Source organism: Bradyrhizobium sp. AZCC 2176 (genome assembly GCF_036924645.1).
Classification (GTDB): Bacteria; Pseudomonadota; Alphaproteobacteria; order Rhizobiales; family Xanthobacteraceae; genus Bradyrhizobium.
Genome location: NZ_JAZHRX010000001.1, coordinates 3,212,848 through 3,227,189 on the forward strand (window position 1 = coordinate 3,212,848; position 14,342 = coordinate 3,227,189).

Consider the following 14,342-nt stretch of genomic DNA (forward strand, 5'->3'; position numbering starts at 1 on the left):
CCGCGGCCGCTCTTGTTACAGAAGGTCTCTGCCACCGTGCCTCATCGATACGGCACGTCGTATGGGTCCCGGCTCGTGCTTCGCTTGGCCGGGACGACGATGGATGGAAGATCGGCGTGACTCAACCGCTGCTGATCGAAAAAGATAACGGAGTCGATTGGGCCACACGCGACCGGCCCGCCTTTCTCGAAAAGCGAAAGCCTGTCTATATCAAGCGATAGAACTTGAAGATCCGCAAAGGACCGAATTCCGGGAGACGCAATATGAGTGGGAGTGCTGCCGCAGTGTTGACCAAGCCGGCCTTTCGCAAGATCGAATGGCTGGCGCGCGACATCGCGGTCGAGCGTCGCCCGGACGGCGTCATCGTCCTGAAGTCCCGTATCCCGCTGCAGCCTTACGAGAAGCATATTCCAGCATCGCTGGCGAAATGGGCGAAGCAGGCGCCCGAGCGCATCTGGCTGGCGCAACGCGGCGGTGCCGATCGGCAATGGCGCAAAGTCTCCTACGGCGAAGCCAAGCGCATCGCTGACGGGCTGACGCAGGGCCTGCTCGATCTCGGCCTTACTGAAGGCCGTCCCGTTGCGATCCTGTCGGGCAATTCGATCGAGCACGCGCTGATGACGCAGGCCGCGATGCAGGCGCGCCTGCCGGCCGCGCCGGTATCGCCGGCCTATTCGCTGATGAGCCAGGATCATCTCAAGCTCAAATACCTCTTTGATCTGATCAGGCCTGCCGTCGTGATGGTGCAGGACGGACCGACTTTTGAGAAAGCGTTGAAGGCGCTCGATCTCACCGGCGTTACGGTCGTTCACGTCGCGCGTGCCTGTCGGGGGATCAAGAGCGTGTCCTTTGCCGATCTCGCGGCAACGCCGGTGTCAAAAGCGGTCGAGGACTCGATTGCTAAAATTACGCCGAAGACTGTCGGCAAGCTGCTGTTCACGTCGGGCTCGACCGGGATGCCGAAGGCCGTCATCAACACGCAGGAGATGATGTGCGCCAATGCGGCGATGATGATGCAGGTGCGGCCGCGCGATCCGAACGGGCCGCTCGCTACGGTGCTGGACTGGATGCCGTGGAATCACACCATGGGCGGCAACGCCGCGTTCCATCCGATCCTGGTCGATGGCGGCACGCTGTATATCGACGACGGCCGGCCGATGCCCGGCCAGTTCGAAGAGACCATCCGTAACCTGCGCGAGGTGTCTCCGACCTATTATGCCAACGTGCCCGCGGGTTACGCGGCGCTGGCGGCCGCGATGGAAAAGGACGACGCGCTGTGCCGCAGCTTCTTCAAAAACCTGAGCATCATGGCCTATGGCGGCGCGCGGCTGCCGGATGATCTCTACGACCGCATGCAGGCGCTGGCGGTGAAGACCACAGGCGAGCGCATCGTGTTCTATACGGGGTGGGGCTCGACCGAGACCGCGCCGACGTCGACCGGCACCTATTGGGACACCGAGCGCGTCGGCCTGATCGGCCTGCCGTTCCCCGGTGTCGAACTGAAGCTGGTGCCGTGCGGCTCGAAATACGAGCTGCGCCTGCGCGGCATCAACGTCACGCCCGGCTATTTCGGCCAGCCCGATCTGACCAGGAAGATGTTCGACGAGGAAGGCTTCTACTGCATCGGCGATGCCGGTGTGTTCGTCGATGACAACGATCCGCTGCAGGGCATTATCTTCGCCGGCCGCGTGGTCGAGGACTTCAAGCTCACGACCGGCACCTTCGTTCATGTCGGCTCGCTGCGCACCGATGCGATCGCAGCAGCAACGCCTGTGGTGCACGACGCGCTGGTCACGGGACAGGATCGTCCGTTCATCGGGCTGCTCGCCTGGCCCAACCTGCACGCCTGCCGGCAGATCGTCGGTAATCCCGATGCGACGTTTGAGGACGTGATCAGGCATCCCGAAGTGATCGCCTGCCTGAAGCGCGGGCTGGAAGCGCACAATGCATCCGCCACCGGCAGCAGCCTGCGGATCGCGCGGGCCATGCTGATGGCCGAGCCGCCCTCGATCGACGGCAACGAACTCACCGACAAAGGCTACATCAACCAGCGCGCCGGCCTCGAACGCCGCGCTAGGCTGGTGGAGAAGCTCTATGCCGAGAAGCCGGGAGAGGACGTGATTGTGCTGCGATGAGAACCACCCTTCATCGTCGTCCCCGCGAACGCGGGGACCCATACGCCGAGGCCTATCAATGTCAGGTTGGAGCTAATTCCGGATAAAACACAAACGCCGGTGGTTATAGGTCCCCGCGTTCGCGGGGACGACGAGCTAAAGAGATACACCTCACACAAAACCCGAGTGAACCGCCATGAACTTCGATTTCTCCGACGAACAAAAACAGATGCGCGACGAGGCGAGGAAGTTTCTTGCCGAAAAGTGTCCGCCGAAGGCCGTGCGCGAGGTGCTCGACGGCAAGGCGCCGTACGACAAGGCGCTGTGGCGGGGGCTCGCCGAGATGGGGTTCCTCGGCGTCGCCATCCCGGAAGAATTCGGCGGCGCGGGCGCCGGGCATCTCGAACTCTGCGTGATCGCGGAGGAGATGGGCCGCGCGAATGCGCCGGTACCGTTCTCATCCACCGTCTATCTCGCCGCCGAAGCGCTGCTGCTGGCCGGCTCCGACGCACAGAAGCAGAAATGGCTGCCGAAGATCGCAAGCGGCGAGGCGATCGGCACGCTGGCGCTGTTCGAGGGCAAGGGCAATCCGTCGCCAAAGGCGATCAGGCTGCAAGCCACTGGCGGTACGCTCAACGGCGTCAAGAAGCCGGTGCCGGACGGTGCGATCGCCGATTTCGCCGTTGTCGCCGCGTGCACCGGCTCGACCGGGCGCGATTCCGATATCTCGCTGTTCCTGGTCGATCTGAAGGCCGGCGGCGTCGAAGCAAAGTCGCTGACCAATGTCGATCCGACCCGTGGCCAGGCCGAACTCACCTTCAAGAACGCCAGGGCCGAGCCGCTGGGAGCGGCCGGCGACGGCTGGAGCATCCTGACCCAGGTGCTCGACCGCGCCGCCGTGTTGCTGGCGTTCGAACAGGTCGGCGGCTCCGATCGTGCGCTGGAAATGGGCCGTGACTACGCGCTGGATCGCATTGCCTTCGGCCGGCCGATCGGTTCATTCCAGGCGGTGAAGCACATCCTCGCCGACATGTATGTCTCGGCGACGCTGGCGCGCTCGAATTGCTATTACGGCGCCTGGGCGCTCTCGACCAACGCGTCGGAATTGCCGGAAGCGGCGGCGGCCGCGCGCATCAGTGCGACGCAGGCGTTCCAGCACTGCTCCAAGAACAACATCCAGGTACATGGCGGCATGGGTTTCACCTGGGAGTTCGACTGCCACATGTACTACCGCCGCGCCAACGCGTCAGCGCTGACGCTCGGCAGCCTGTCGTACTGGGAAGATCAGTTGATCGACCGCATGCGCAAGAAGAACGCGGCGTAGGGCAACGTTGTCGTTCCCGCGAAAGCGGGGACCCATACGCCGCGGCCCGTCGATTGAATGAAGTTGCGAGAGACACGACCAACTATTTGCGCCGGTGGTTATGGTCCCTGCGTTCGCAGGGACGACAGCACAATTTGAAGGACCACGCGAATGAACTTCGATGACACCCCGCAGGAAGCCGCGTTCCGCGCCGAAGCCAAGGCGTGGATATCAGCCAACGCGCCGAAGCAGTACGAGGAAGAGCTTCGCAAGTCCTCGCTCGGCCGTACCGTGCTGAAGGACGCCAACATTCTGGAGGTCGCAAAAGCCTGGCAGAAGAAGAAGGCCGATGCCGGCTGGGCTTGCCTGCACTGGCCGAAGGAATATGGCGGCCGCGGCTCGTCGCCGATCGAGCGCGTGATCTGGCAGCAGGAAGAGGGCCCGTTCGGCAAACTCTCCGGCATGTTTATCATCGGCCATGGCATGTGCGGCCCGACCATGATGGCGTTCGCCGGCGAGGAGCAGAAGCGCAAATACCTGCCGCCGCTGGCCTCGGGCGAAAAGGTCTGGTGCCAGTTGTTCTCCGAACCTGCCGGCGGTTCGGACGTTGCGGGCTTGCGCACCCGCGCCGAGAAGAAGGGCGACGACTGGATCATCAACGGCCAGAAGATCTGGACCTCGGGCGCGCACTATTCGGATTACGGCATCCTGCTGACGCGAACCGATCCGACCGTGCCCAAGCACAAGGGCCTCACCATGTTCTTCCTGGACATGAAGAGCCCGGGCGTCGAAGTGCGGCCGATCAAGCAGGCCAGCGGCCAGTCCGACTTCAACGAGGTCTACTTTACCGATGTGAAGATTCCGGATTCGCAGCGGCTGGGCGCCGTCAATGACGGCTGGAACGTCTCGCTGACCACGCTGATGAACGAGCGCATGTCGATCGGCGCCGGCGTTTCGACCGGCTTCCCCGAATTGTTCGACTTCTGCAACAGCCTGATGCTGGAGGACGGCCCCGCGATCGAGGACCGCAGCGTTCGATCGAGACTTGCGAACTATGCGGTGAAGGCCAGCGGACTCAGATACACCAGCATGCGCGCGATCTCGGCGCTGTCGAAAGGCGAGCGTCCCGGTCCGGAAAATTCCATCGGCAAGCTGGTCGCGGGATCGATGGTCCAGGAAGTCGCGATGTATGCACTCGACCTGCAGGGCGCCGCCGGCGTGCTGAGCGGGCCTGAAGACGCCGAGGTCGCCGGCAAGTTCCAGGCGATGCTGCTGCGTGCGCCGGGCACCCGCGTCGAAGGCGGCACCGACGAGATCATGCGCAACATCATCGCCGAGCGCGTGCTTGGTTTGCCGGGTGATATCCGGGTCGACAAGGATGTGCCTTTCAACAAAATCCCGACCAAGGGCCGGGCATAAACAGATTCGTAGGGTGGGCATCGCGCAAGCGTTGCCCACCGCGTTACACTCAGATGGTGGGCACGCTTCGCTTTGCCCACCCTACGCAGAAAAAGAGGAAGCGCCATGAACTTCGACGATACCCGGCAGGAAGCGGAATTTCGCGCTACCGCCCGCAAATGGATCGCCGCCAACGCGCCGAAGCAATACGAGACGGAGCTGTCAAAATCCTCGCTCGGGCGTATCCGGCTGGAGAAGGAGGAGATCGTCGATGTCGGCAAGGCCTGGCAGAAGAAGAAGGCCGAAGGCGGCTGGGCCTGCCTGCACTGGCCAAAGGAATATGGCGGCCGCGGCGCGACCCCGATCGAGAAGGTGATCTGGCAGCAGGAAGAGGGCGTCTATGGCAAGCTGACGCAGCCGTTCCAGATCGGCGAGGGCATGTGTGGCCCGACCGTGATGGCGTTCGGCAGCGAGGAGCACAAACGTCATTATTTGCCGAAGCTCGCCTCGGGCGAACACATCTGGTGCCAGCTCTTCTCCGAGCCTGCCGGCGGCTCCGACGTTGCGGGCCTGCGCACGCGGGCGGAGAAGAAGGGCGACAACTGGATCGTCAACGGCCAGAAGATCTGGACCTCGGGCGCGCATTATTCCGACTACGGCCTTCTGATCACGCGCACCGATCCCAACGTGCCCAAGCACAAGGGCCTGACGATGTTCTTTCTCGACATGAAGAGCAAGGGCGTCGAGGTACGGCCGATCAAGCAGGCCAACGGCATGCAGGAGTTCAACGAAGTCTATTTCACCGACGTGGTGATCCCGGACAGCCAGCGCCTTGGCGCGGTCGGTGACGGCTGGAACGTCTCGCTGACCACGCTGATGAACGAGCGCATGTCGATCGGATCGCGGCTTGCAACAGGCTTTCCCGAGATGTTCGAATTCTGCTCGAACTTGATGACGGATGACGGGCCCGCTATCGACGATCCCGCGACGCGTTCGAAGCTCGCAAGCTGGGCGGTAAAGGCGAGCGGCCTGAAATACACCAGCTACCGCGCGATCTCCTCGCTGTCGAAGGGCGAGCGGCCGGGTCCGGAAAATTCCATCGGCAAGCTGGTCTCGGGCTCGATGCTGCAGGACATCGCGACTTACGCGATGGATCTGCAGGGTGCGGCCGGCGTGCTCACCGGCACGGACGAAGAAGAGGCGAGCGGCCAGTTCCAGCAGATGCTGCTGTCTTCACCTTCGATGCGCATCGCCGGCGGTACCGATGAAATCCTGCGCAACATCATCGCCGAGCGCGTGCTCGGCCTGCCCGGCGATATCCGCGTCGACAAGGACGTGCCCTTCAACAAGATCCCGACCAAGGGGCGCTGACCATGGACGCTGCGGCAAAGGCGCGTTACGAGACGGAAGATCGCATCGGCGTGCTCGAAGAATTACTGAACGAGCGCTACTCGGTGCGCGCCTTCCTGCCGCAGGAGGTGCCGCGCGAGACCATCGAGCACATTCTGAGCGTGGCGCAACGCACGGCGTCCTGGTGCAACAGCCAGCCCTGGCAGGTGCTGATCGCGAGCGGCGAGGCCAAGGAGCGCTTTCGCAAGGCGATCTATGCCGAGGCCGCGTCCGGCGCCAAGGACGACCATGATTTCACGCCGCCGCGCGAATATCTCGGCGTCTATCTCGAACGCCGCCGCGAGAGCGGCTTTCAGCTCTACAACACGCTCGGCATCACCAGAGGCGACAAGATGGCCTATGCGAAGCAGGCGCTGGAGAACTACAATTTCTTCGGCGCCCCGCATGTCGCTGTCATTCACACCGACGAGCCGCTCGGCATCTATGGCGCGGTCGATTGCGGCGCCTATGTCGGAAACTTCATGCTGGCAGCGCAGGCGCTCGGTCTCGGCACGATTCCGCAGGCCGCGCTGGCGCGGCATTCCGGGCTGATCCGGCGTCACTTCAATCTCGCCGACGATCGCAAGGTCGTTTGCGGCATTTCGTTCGGCTACGCCGACCACGCCCACAAGGTCAACAGCTATCGCACCTCGCGGGCGAGCGTTGCCGACACCGTGACGTTCATCGATGAATAGCGAGATCAGATAGGTCGCGGACTGCCTCCGGTTGATACCGCACCGCCATCGCCTGCGCGATCTCGGCCATCTTGTCGCGCAGCTCCGCCGGCGCCAGCACCTCGGCCTCTGCGCCGAGCCGCAGCAACTCGGCGGCGGCGTGCCACACGGATTTTCCAATTGGTACCTCCGCGATCCGCCAGCCCGCCGCATCAGGTGCTTCCTCGAATCGCGTGCGCATCTTCACGTAAGGCTGGCTGAGCGCGTTGAGCAGCTTGATGCCAAATGGCGACAGCCGCACGGTGGCGCGGTTTGGATGCAGTTCGGCTTCGAGGCGCTCCGTCGCGCGCTGCCAATAGGCGGCAAGATCGAAATCGGCGGGCCGGACGAAGGTCTTTTCCAGCACCGAGCAATCGAGGATGCGCGCGACGCGATAGGTGCGCACGCTGCCATCGACACTGCCGGCGAGATACCAACTGCCAGCCTTCAGCACGAGGCCGAGCGGCGCAACGCGGCGGCGCCTCTCTGCCTTCCAGCTTCGATAGCGGATCTCGATCAGGCTCTCGCGCAGCAGTGCGCCGGCAATGGCGCGCAGATGCTCGGGCTGTTCCGTCTCTCCGAACCAGCCAGGCGCATCCAGATGAAAGCGTCCCAGCATCCGCGCGGCGCTCGGGCGCAGATTGGCCGGCAGCGCCGCCATCACCTTGGTTTGGGCCGCCATCATGGCCGTGTCCAGGCCAAGCGCGGCGGCAGGGCCCGGTAGTCCCGCCATGAACAGCGCCTCCGCTTCGGGCGGCGACAGTCCGTTCAACCGCACCCGGTAGCCGTCGAGCAGGCGATAGCCGCCTTCCGCGCCGCGCTCCGCATAGACGGGGATTCCGGCCGCCGAAAGCGCGTCGATGTCGCGATAGATGGTGCGCACCGAGACCTCACAGGCCTCAGCGAGTTCGGGCGCGGTGATCCGCCCCCGGGCCTGCAGGGCGGTGAGGATGGAAAGCAAACGGCTCGCGCGCATGGCTTCTTAAAGCATACCTGACAGAAGATGTCAGGTATGGGGGTTCATAGAGAGGCCATGTCCCCAGCCCGCATCAGGAGACCTGCCAAATGACCGATCATCCCCGCATCACCCTGTATTATTCGCCGCAGAGCCGGGCGACCGGCGCGCGGATCCTGTTGGAGGAGTTGGGCGCGCCTTACGATCTCCATGTCCTCAACATGAAAGCAGGCGAGCAGCGCCAGCCGGCCTTTCTCGCTGTCAATCCGCTCGGCAAGGTGCCGGCGATCCGTCACGGCGAGGCACTGGTGACCGAGCAGGTCGCGATCTACATCTATCTGGCCGACTTGTTTCCCCAAGCCGGCCTTGCGCCTGCCCTCAACGATCCGCTCCGCGGCCCCTATCTGCGCTGGATCGCCTACTATGGCGCCTCGTTCGAGCCTGCCGTGATCGACAAATTCATGAAGCGCGAGCCGGCGCCGGTAACGCAATCGCCATATTCCGATTACGACTCGATGCTCGGTGCCCTAGAAGCGCAGCTATCGAAGGGCCCATATTTGCTCGGCGAACGGATGACGGCGGCCGATATCCTCTGGGGCGTCGCCTTTAGCTGGACCATGATGTTCGGCCTCGTGCCCAAAAAGGACGTGTTCGTTCGCTACGCCGAGCGCATCACGCAGCGCCCGGCATTTCAGCGGATCAGCGCCGCGGACGATGAGATGGCCGCCCGGCACGCTGAGGCAGCCGGATAAAGGATGCAACCACCCATGACAAAGACGATGCACACGACCAATTGCTTCAATACCTTCATCCGGGTCGCGGAAGATTGTCCGGCGCAAACCGGCGAGGAGCCGCCGCTCCGCGGCGGTAATCCGACCGTGGCAGGCCTGCAATATCAGATGATCGCGCAGGCACCCTACAAATACACCTCCGACGACGTGGTTTTCGCAACCTCTGCTGCCGGCCGGCAACTCGATGCGAAGACGACGAGGAAGGCGCGCGATCTGGCCCGTAGCGAATTCTTCTTCAAGGGGCAAGCGTGTCTGCGGGCATCCGGTCTCGGCAAACGCTTCGGCTGGGGCATTCACGCCGATGCCGAAGGCCGCGTCGCCCTCTACGCCGTCGACAGCACGCGATACCAGGCGCTTGCAAAGGATCCGAACCTCATCCAGACGCGCGCGATGCGGACCAAGCGCGCCTGAGTGATGGTGGCACGCGCGTCAAGCGCGTGCCGACAGCAACTCCTCGGTAACCTCGTCGGAAAATTGTTTTCGCTTGCCGGCAATCAGCACCCATTCGGGATCATCAGCAATCGCCGTCGCGCCCGGCATGCCGTGATCGAGCAATGCGCGCGCACAAGCAACCCAGTCGCCGCCTTCGACCGGCTCGTTAAGGGACGCCCATGACAGCGTACCGCAGGCATTGTCGCCGTGGCCGTGCTGCTCCGTCCATTTCGCGCCGTGTTCGAGCAGGAAGCGCGTCAAGGCCGCGTTGCCGCTGAACACCGCGAGATTAAGCGCAGAGGCATCCCAGTCGCCGCCGCGTACCGCGATCGGCCAGCCCAGCCTGACCATCAGCATGACGATGTCGTCGGCGCCAGCCGCGGCCATATCGGGCAACAGTCGCAATTGCGCCGGCGACAGCGCGGCCGGCAGATCGGGCCGCAGTGCCCCGATCCTTCGCGCCCCGGCTTCATCACCGCGCGCGCATGCGGCGATGAAGCGTTCGTCGTCGGGGATGTCGGGCATGTCGATCCGCGCGCGCAGCGAATCCGCAACATCCGATAGCCCGAACCGCAGTGCCATTCGGTATGGGCTGACGCCATCCGGAGTGGTGCGCGACGGATCGGCGCCGGCGACCAGCAGGGCATTCGCATGATGGGGCCGCCGGCGGTAGATGGCCCACAAGAGTGGCGAATCCCAATCGGTCAACGGCGCATTTCGCGCGGGCTCGTTCGGGTCGCCGCCGTGTTCCAGCAGCAATTTCAGCGCGGTGTCGTCCTCAAGGTCGATCGAGCGATAGATCGCATTGCTTTCTGCGATGTGCGCGCCGTGCTCCAGCAGCAGGCGGATGCAGGCGGGATTTTCGAGGGAGTGATAAAGCGATTCACCATCATTCGGATCGGCGCCTGCGTCGAGCAGCAGTCTCGTCAGCGCAAGGTCATGGTTGGCTCCCGCAGCGCCGTAGAGCGTTGAGAGCGGATAGCGCATGTCGGGCTTTTCAAGCGACGCCGGCGGCCAGCGGCTGTAGATGCGCTGATTGAGGTCGGCACCGGCCGTGATCAGCAATTGCGCGCAGCGATAAAGACGCTCGCGAAATTCCTCGACGCGCAGCAGACCCGAATGCGCGACCGCAAAAAGCGGCGGCATCTGCAGCGGTCCGCCGGGCCGGTTGACCCATAACGGATCGGCTTGCGTCGCATGTCGCAGCAGGTTTTCGTCGCCGATGGCGCAGGCAAGGTAGGGGTCGCCGGCGACCAGTCCGGGATCCTCCGCCAGCATCCGCAAGCCGACCCGCAGATTGGTGCGGCCGGAGGTGTTGCTGACATCGCCGCGATAGATCAATTGCAGCCAGTGCAGGACGCGATCGGCGCGCTGCTTCTGCGCGGCGGCCTGCACCTCGACATTGCGCTTAAGGTCGGACCAGGAGGCAAAACGGTGCTCGCGGGCGAGGCAGGATTGCGCGTCGTGCAGGCGAAGTTGCAGCGATGCAACGGCCTCATCGCTCCGGCCCGCCGCAGCCGGCAATGCGCTGCGAAACCGCGCCATCGCCGCCGGATCGCGGCTTCGATAGAGGCGGATCAATTCCTTGGCTTGCTTCTTCAGATGATCGAGATTCAATCGATCGGGGAGCGGGTTCATCAGACACCTCCGTGCATGACATCGCCGACGGCCCGCAATACCGGCTGCACAAAGGCTCTAGATGTCGCTCGAAAGCTGCAAGTGGGTTCAACCCTTCCCGCGGGCCCGGGAGCGGCTTGCACCGCATGCGCTACAATATGGCGGGTGCACGCAATGGTCAACGTGGCCGGAGGCACGGCTCCAGAACAGGAAAATCGGCAGGAAAATCCCGGCCGCGTGCCGCGGCCGGGGTGCATGTTGCAGGGACGTTCGATCAGTAAGCGCAGACGTTCACGGTGCGCAGGCGCATGCCGCGGCGGGTTTCGACCCAGCGCTGCTGCAGGCAGCCGTTCAAGCCGGTGTCGACATAGACGCCGCCGAATCCGACGCCGACAGCAGGGCCCCAGCCCCAGCCATGGCCCCAGTGATGGCCGTGGTAAAAGCCGCCGGCGGAAGCCGGCGCCGTAGCGGCAAAGGTGAGCGAGGCGACGGCGATCAATCCGAGGGTAACCTTGCGAAGCATCGTATTCTCCAGTTGGTTGGCACGAGGGGCCTTGTTGCGTCCCTGCCCATCAGTCGGGCGGACGGCGTCCTGCGTTCACGTGCGAAGGGGAGAATCGTGTTTCAGGAGTGTTTCGTGGGCGGCATTTCCGAGCTGCGCAGATATCAACCGCCATCCCTTAGGATGAGGTCTGGAGCATTTTGAGACAGGACCGTCAGAACCGTGGCGGGCGCTTTTCCGCAAACGCCTTGATGCCTTCCTTGATCTCCTCGCCGCGCATGCTTTCGCGGTGGCGCTGGTCGGCGGCTTCCTCATCGAGCTTGCCGCGCGCAAACTCGTTGATGGCGCGCTTCATGCCGCGCATCGCCAGCGGCGCGTTGCCGGCCAGGATGGTGGCGAGACGGTCGACTTCCTCGTCGAGCGATTCCGGTGGCACCATGGAAGTGAGGTAGCCGATCCGCAGCATCTCGGGCGCGGTGATCCTCTGCGCGGTGAGAAACAGCATTTTGGCGTTGTCGACGCCGAGCCGCGACACGTAGCGGGCGATGCCGCCCTTGTAATAGTGCAGGCCGAGCCGTGCCGCCGGCATGAACATTTCAGCCGTATCGACGCCGATGCGGAAATCGCAGGCCAGCGCCAGGTCGGTCGAGCCGCCATAGACGCCGCCATTGAGTCGACAGATCGTCGGCACGCCGAGATCTTCCAGGCGGTCGACCACCGCTTCGAACGCCGAACCCGCGCTCGGTTGCGCGGTCTCGCTGGTTGCTCGATCGGCCACCGAATTGAGATCATAGCCGGCGCTGAAGGCGCGGCCGGTGCCGGTCAGCACCAGCACGCGGATAGCGGGATCGGCCTCGATCCGGTCGAACAGCTTTACGAGATCGCCGAGATCCTCGCTCTGCAGCCGGTTCAGATGTTTCGGCCGGTTGAGGCGGATGGTGGCGCGGGCGCCGCTGATCTCGAGGATGGGCACGCTTGCCGCCTCGGCTGCTTCACGCATGCTGTTCTCCATTGTTCTTGCTTGTTTGAACTATTTGTTCTCTTGCGCGCGGCGTTTGGCCTCGACGTCGATGGTCTCGGCCAGATCAGGATGCCGCGCCATCAGCAGGCGAAAATCCACGAGGTCGAGCACCAGCAGCCGCGTCACCTTGGTGGTCGTGACATTAGCGCCGCGCACATTGTTGCCGAGCAGGGCCATCTCGCCGAAGAACGCGCCTTCGCCGAGCGCTACCTTCTTGCCGGGCAATTCGACCTCGGCCTCGCCGGCGGCGATGAAATACATGCAGTCGCCCTGCTGGCCCTTGCGGATGATCATGGTGCGCGCCGGCAGGTCCATCGTGCGCAGCATGTGCGTGACGTCGGCGATCGCGGCCGGGCCGAGGGTAGCGAAGAACGGCACCTTGCTGACGGTCTCCCACGTCTTCAGGAAATTGTCGCGGCGGGTCTCGGCGGCAAAGCCGGTCGCCAGAATACCGGTCCAGAGCCCGAACACGCCGAGGCCGGAGATCATCACCAACGCCGCAACCATGCGACCGAGCGGCGTGATCGGCACCACGTCGCCATAGCCGGTGGTGGTCAGCGTCACCACCGCCCACCACAGCGCCGCCGGCACGCTGCCAAAGGTCGCCGGCTGCACGTCGCGCTCCAGGAAATATTCCGCAACCGATGCCAGGAACACCACCATCAGGAAGATCACGAGCACGCTGAACAACGGCCCTGATTCCAGCACCAGCACACGCCGGAGCTGCCGCAGCCCCGGGATGCCCGGAACGACCTTGAGCACCCAGAGGATGCTGAGCAGCCACGCCGTCCTGGGCTCGATGCCCACGAGGAGAGCAACTGGCACGGCCAGGGCACCGATCGCGTCGACGACCCCGCTGCTGGAGCGCGCGTAGAGCGACAGCCGCCCCTGCCGCGCCATGTGGCGCAGCCGCACCAGCCATTCGAACACGAAATAGACGAGGCACGTCCACAGCACCGCGTCGACCCAATGGTGCGCCGCCTCATAGGCCGGGGCCGCGGTGAGCACTACCATCGCCGCGACGCCGGCGGCCACCGCGGCATAGGCCGCTGTGGTCATGTTGCGGCCGGCCGTCTTGGCGGTGAACTGAGCCAGTGCCGAGAGAACGAGCCGCTTGGTCATCGGATGAGGAGGGGCCTGATGGGTGCAATAAAGCTGGGTGACGGCCAAGCCGCAGCGTGACCAATGTCCGCAACGTGCCCGCCAGCAGCGAGGCCGTCAACGACGGCCTTCACAGCGCGCTACGCGTCCCCGGGCCGACGGTCCGGGCGGCGGTCGGGGGCCGGGTTGAGGGCCGAATTTTACCCGGGAATCGTGAGAATCCCGACAAATCGTCGTTCTTTCCTCGTATATCAAAATGGCCCCGCGGACATTACGATAGCGGGCGGTGCAACAGAATCGTGAAAACGCACGCGTTTTAGATATTGGTTGGTTTCCGATGGATACGTCTCATCTGGCACAACACGCAGGAACCGCGGGCGCGCTGTTCGCGTCGATTTTCGTGGTCGCCACCACCACGATGAAGACCATGATCCCGTTGCGGGTCTTCGGCATCCTCGCCAACGTCGTCCTGATCGTGACCGCGATCCCGACCCACAACTACCTGGTCATGGGCGTTCAGGCGGTGATGCTGTTCGTCAACTCCTATCGCCTGCACCAGATGCTGCAACTGGTGCGCGACGTGAAGAAGTCCGTCAACAGCGACCTCTCGATGGAATGGCTGAAGCCGTTCATGACCGAGCGCCAATGCGCGGCCGGCGAGATACTGTTCTACAAGGACGAGAAGGCCGAGGACATGCTCTATATCGTCAGCGGCAAGTTCAAGCTGGTCGAGTCGGGTATCGTGCTTCCGGTCGGCGCCATCGTCGGCGAACTCGGCATGCTGTCGCCGTCGAACATGCGAACCCAGACGCTGGAATGCGTGGAAGCCGGGCTCGTCCTCAGCGTCAGCTACACCAAGGTCGAGGAGCTCTACGTGCAGAACCCGGCGTTCGGCTTCTACTTCCTTCGCCTGTCCAGCGCCCGGCTGTTTCAGAACCTCGAGACGCTGCAGCAGCAGTTGAACCAGCAAACGGCATCCGCCGCCGCGCCGAAGCCCGCATAGAGG

Annotated in this window: 13 protein-coding genes; 8 read left to right on the top strand and 5 right to left on the bottom strand. The window is 63.9% G+C overall.

Annotation, left to right across the window (positions count from 1 at the left end; all coding sequences use genetic code 11):
- The first annotated feature begins 263 nt into the window (after positions 1–263).
- From V1288_RS14880 to V1288_RS14900, 5 genes are all read left to right on the top strand, one after another.
- The gene (locus V1288_RS14880) at positions 264–2,135 is read left to right on the top strand and encodes an AMP-binding protein (protein ID WP_334357751.1); all 1,872 of its coding nucleotides are present in this window, start codon (positions 264–266) and stop codon (positions 2,133–2,135) included.
- A gap of 175 nt (positions 2,136–2,310) precedes the next feature.
- A complete protein-coding gene (locus V1288_RS14885) occupies positions 2,311–3,438 on the top strand; it encodes an acyl-CoA dehydrogenase family protein (RefSeq protein ID WP_334357752.1) in 1,128 nt (375 codons plus the stop codon).
- A 150-nt stretch (positions 3,439–3,588) separates the two neighbouring features.
- Positions 3,589–4,836, top strand: a complete 1,248-nt coding sequence (locus V1288_RS14890; RefSeq protein ID WP_334357753.1) for an acyl-CoA dehydrogenase — start codon at positions 3,589–3,591, stop codon at positions 4,834–4,836.
- 105 nt (positions 4,837–4,941) lie between these two features.
- A complete protein-coding gene (locus V1288_RS14895; protein ID WP_334357754.1) occupies positions 4,942–6,186 on the top strand; it encodes an acyl-CoA dehydrogenase in 1,245 nt (414 codons plus the stop codon).
- Positions 6,187–6,188: 2 nt separating this feature from the next.
- On the top strand, positions 6,189–6,899 hold the full coding sequence (locus V1288_RS14900) for a nitroreductase (protein ID WP_334357755.1): 711 nt from the start codon (positions 6,189–6,191) through the stop codon (positions 6,897–6,899).
- Here V1288_RS14900 and V1288_RS14905 read toward each other — a convergent pair.
- Complete coding sequence (locus V1288_RS14905; RefSeq protein WP_334357756.1) at positions 6,886–7,893, bottom strand: helix-turn-helix transcriptional regulator; 1,008 nt, start codon at positions 7,891–7,893, stop codon at positions 6,886–6,888. The two genes, V1288_RS14900 and V1288_RS14905, sit on opposite strands and share 14 nt — an antisense overlap.
- A gap of 89 nt (positions 7,894–7,982) precedes the next feature.
- Here V1288_RS14905 and V1288_RS14910 point away from each other — a divergent pair, with 89 nt between their 5' ends.
- Positions 7,983–8,624, top strand: a complete 642-nt coding sequence (locus tag V1288_RS14910; protein WP_334357757.1) for a glutathione S-transferase family protein — start codon at positions 7,983–7,985, stop codon at positions 8,622–8,624.
- Between the two features lie 15 nt (positions 8,625–8,639).
- Positions 8,640–9,074: a DUF6157 family protein gene (locus V1288_RS14915; protein ID WP_334357758.1), complete on the top strand. Its 435-nt coding sequence runs from the start codon at positions 8,640–8,642 to the stop codon at positions 9,072–9,074.
- Between the two features lie 18 nt (positions 9,075–9,092).
- Here the strand turns inward: V1288_RS14915 and V1288_RS14920 are convergent, their stop codons facing one another.
- From V1288_RS14920 to V1288_RS14935, 4 genes are all read right to left on the bottom strand, one after another.
- Complete coding sequence (locus tag V1288_RS14920) at positions 9,093–10,733, bottom strand: ankyrin repeat domain-containing protein (protein ID WP_334357759.1); 1,641 nt, start codon at positions 10,731–10,733, stop codon at positions 9,093–9,095.
- 253 nt (positions 10,734–10,986) lie between these two features.
- The gene (locus V1288_RS14925; protein ID WP_334357760.1) at positions 10,987–11,235 is read right to left on the bottom strand and encodes a hypothetical protein; all 249 of its coding nucleotides are present in this window, start codon (positions 11,233–11,235) and stop codon (positions 10,987–10,989) included.
- 193 nt (positions 11,236–11,428) lie between these two features.
- On the bottom strand, positions 11,429–12,214 hold the full coding sequence (locus V1288_RS14930) for an enoyl-CoA hydratase/isomerase family protein (RefSeq protein WP_334357761.1): 786 nt from the start codon (positions 12,212–12,214) through the stop codon (positions 11,429–11,431).
- Between the two features lie 30 nt (positions 12,215–12,244).
- Complete coding sequence (locus tag V1288_RS14935; RefSeq protein ID WP_334357762.1) at positions 12,245–13,357, bottom strand: cyclic nucleotide-gated ion channel; 1,113 nt, start codon at positions 13,355–13,357, stop codon at positions 12,245–12,247.
- A gap of 316 nt (positions 13,358–13,673) precedes the next feature.
- Between V1288_RS14935 and V1288_RS14940 the strand changes: the two genes are divergently transcribed.
- Complete coding sequence (locus V1288_RS14940) at positions 13,674–14,339, top strand: Crp/Fnr family transcriptional regulator (protein WP_334357763.1); 666 nt, start codon at positions 13,674–13,676, stop codon at positions 14,337–14,339.
- Positions 14,340–14,342 lie beyond the last annotated feature (3 nt).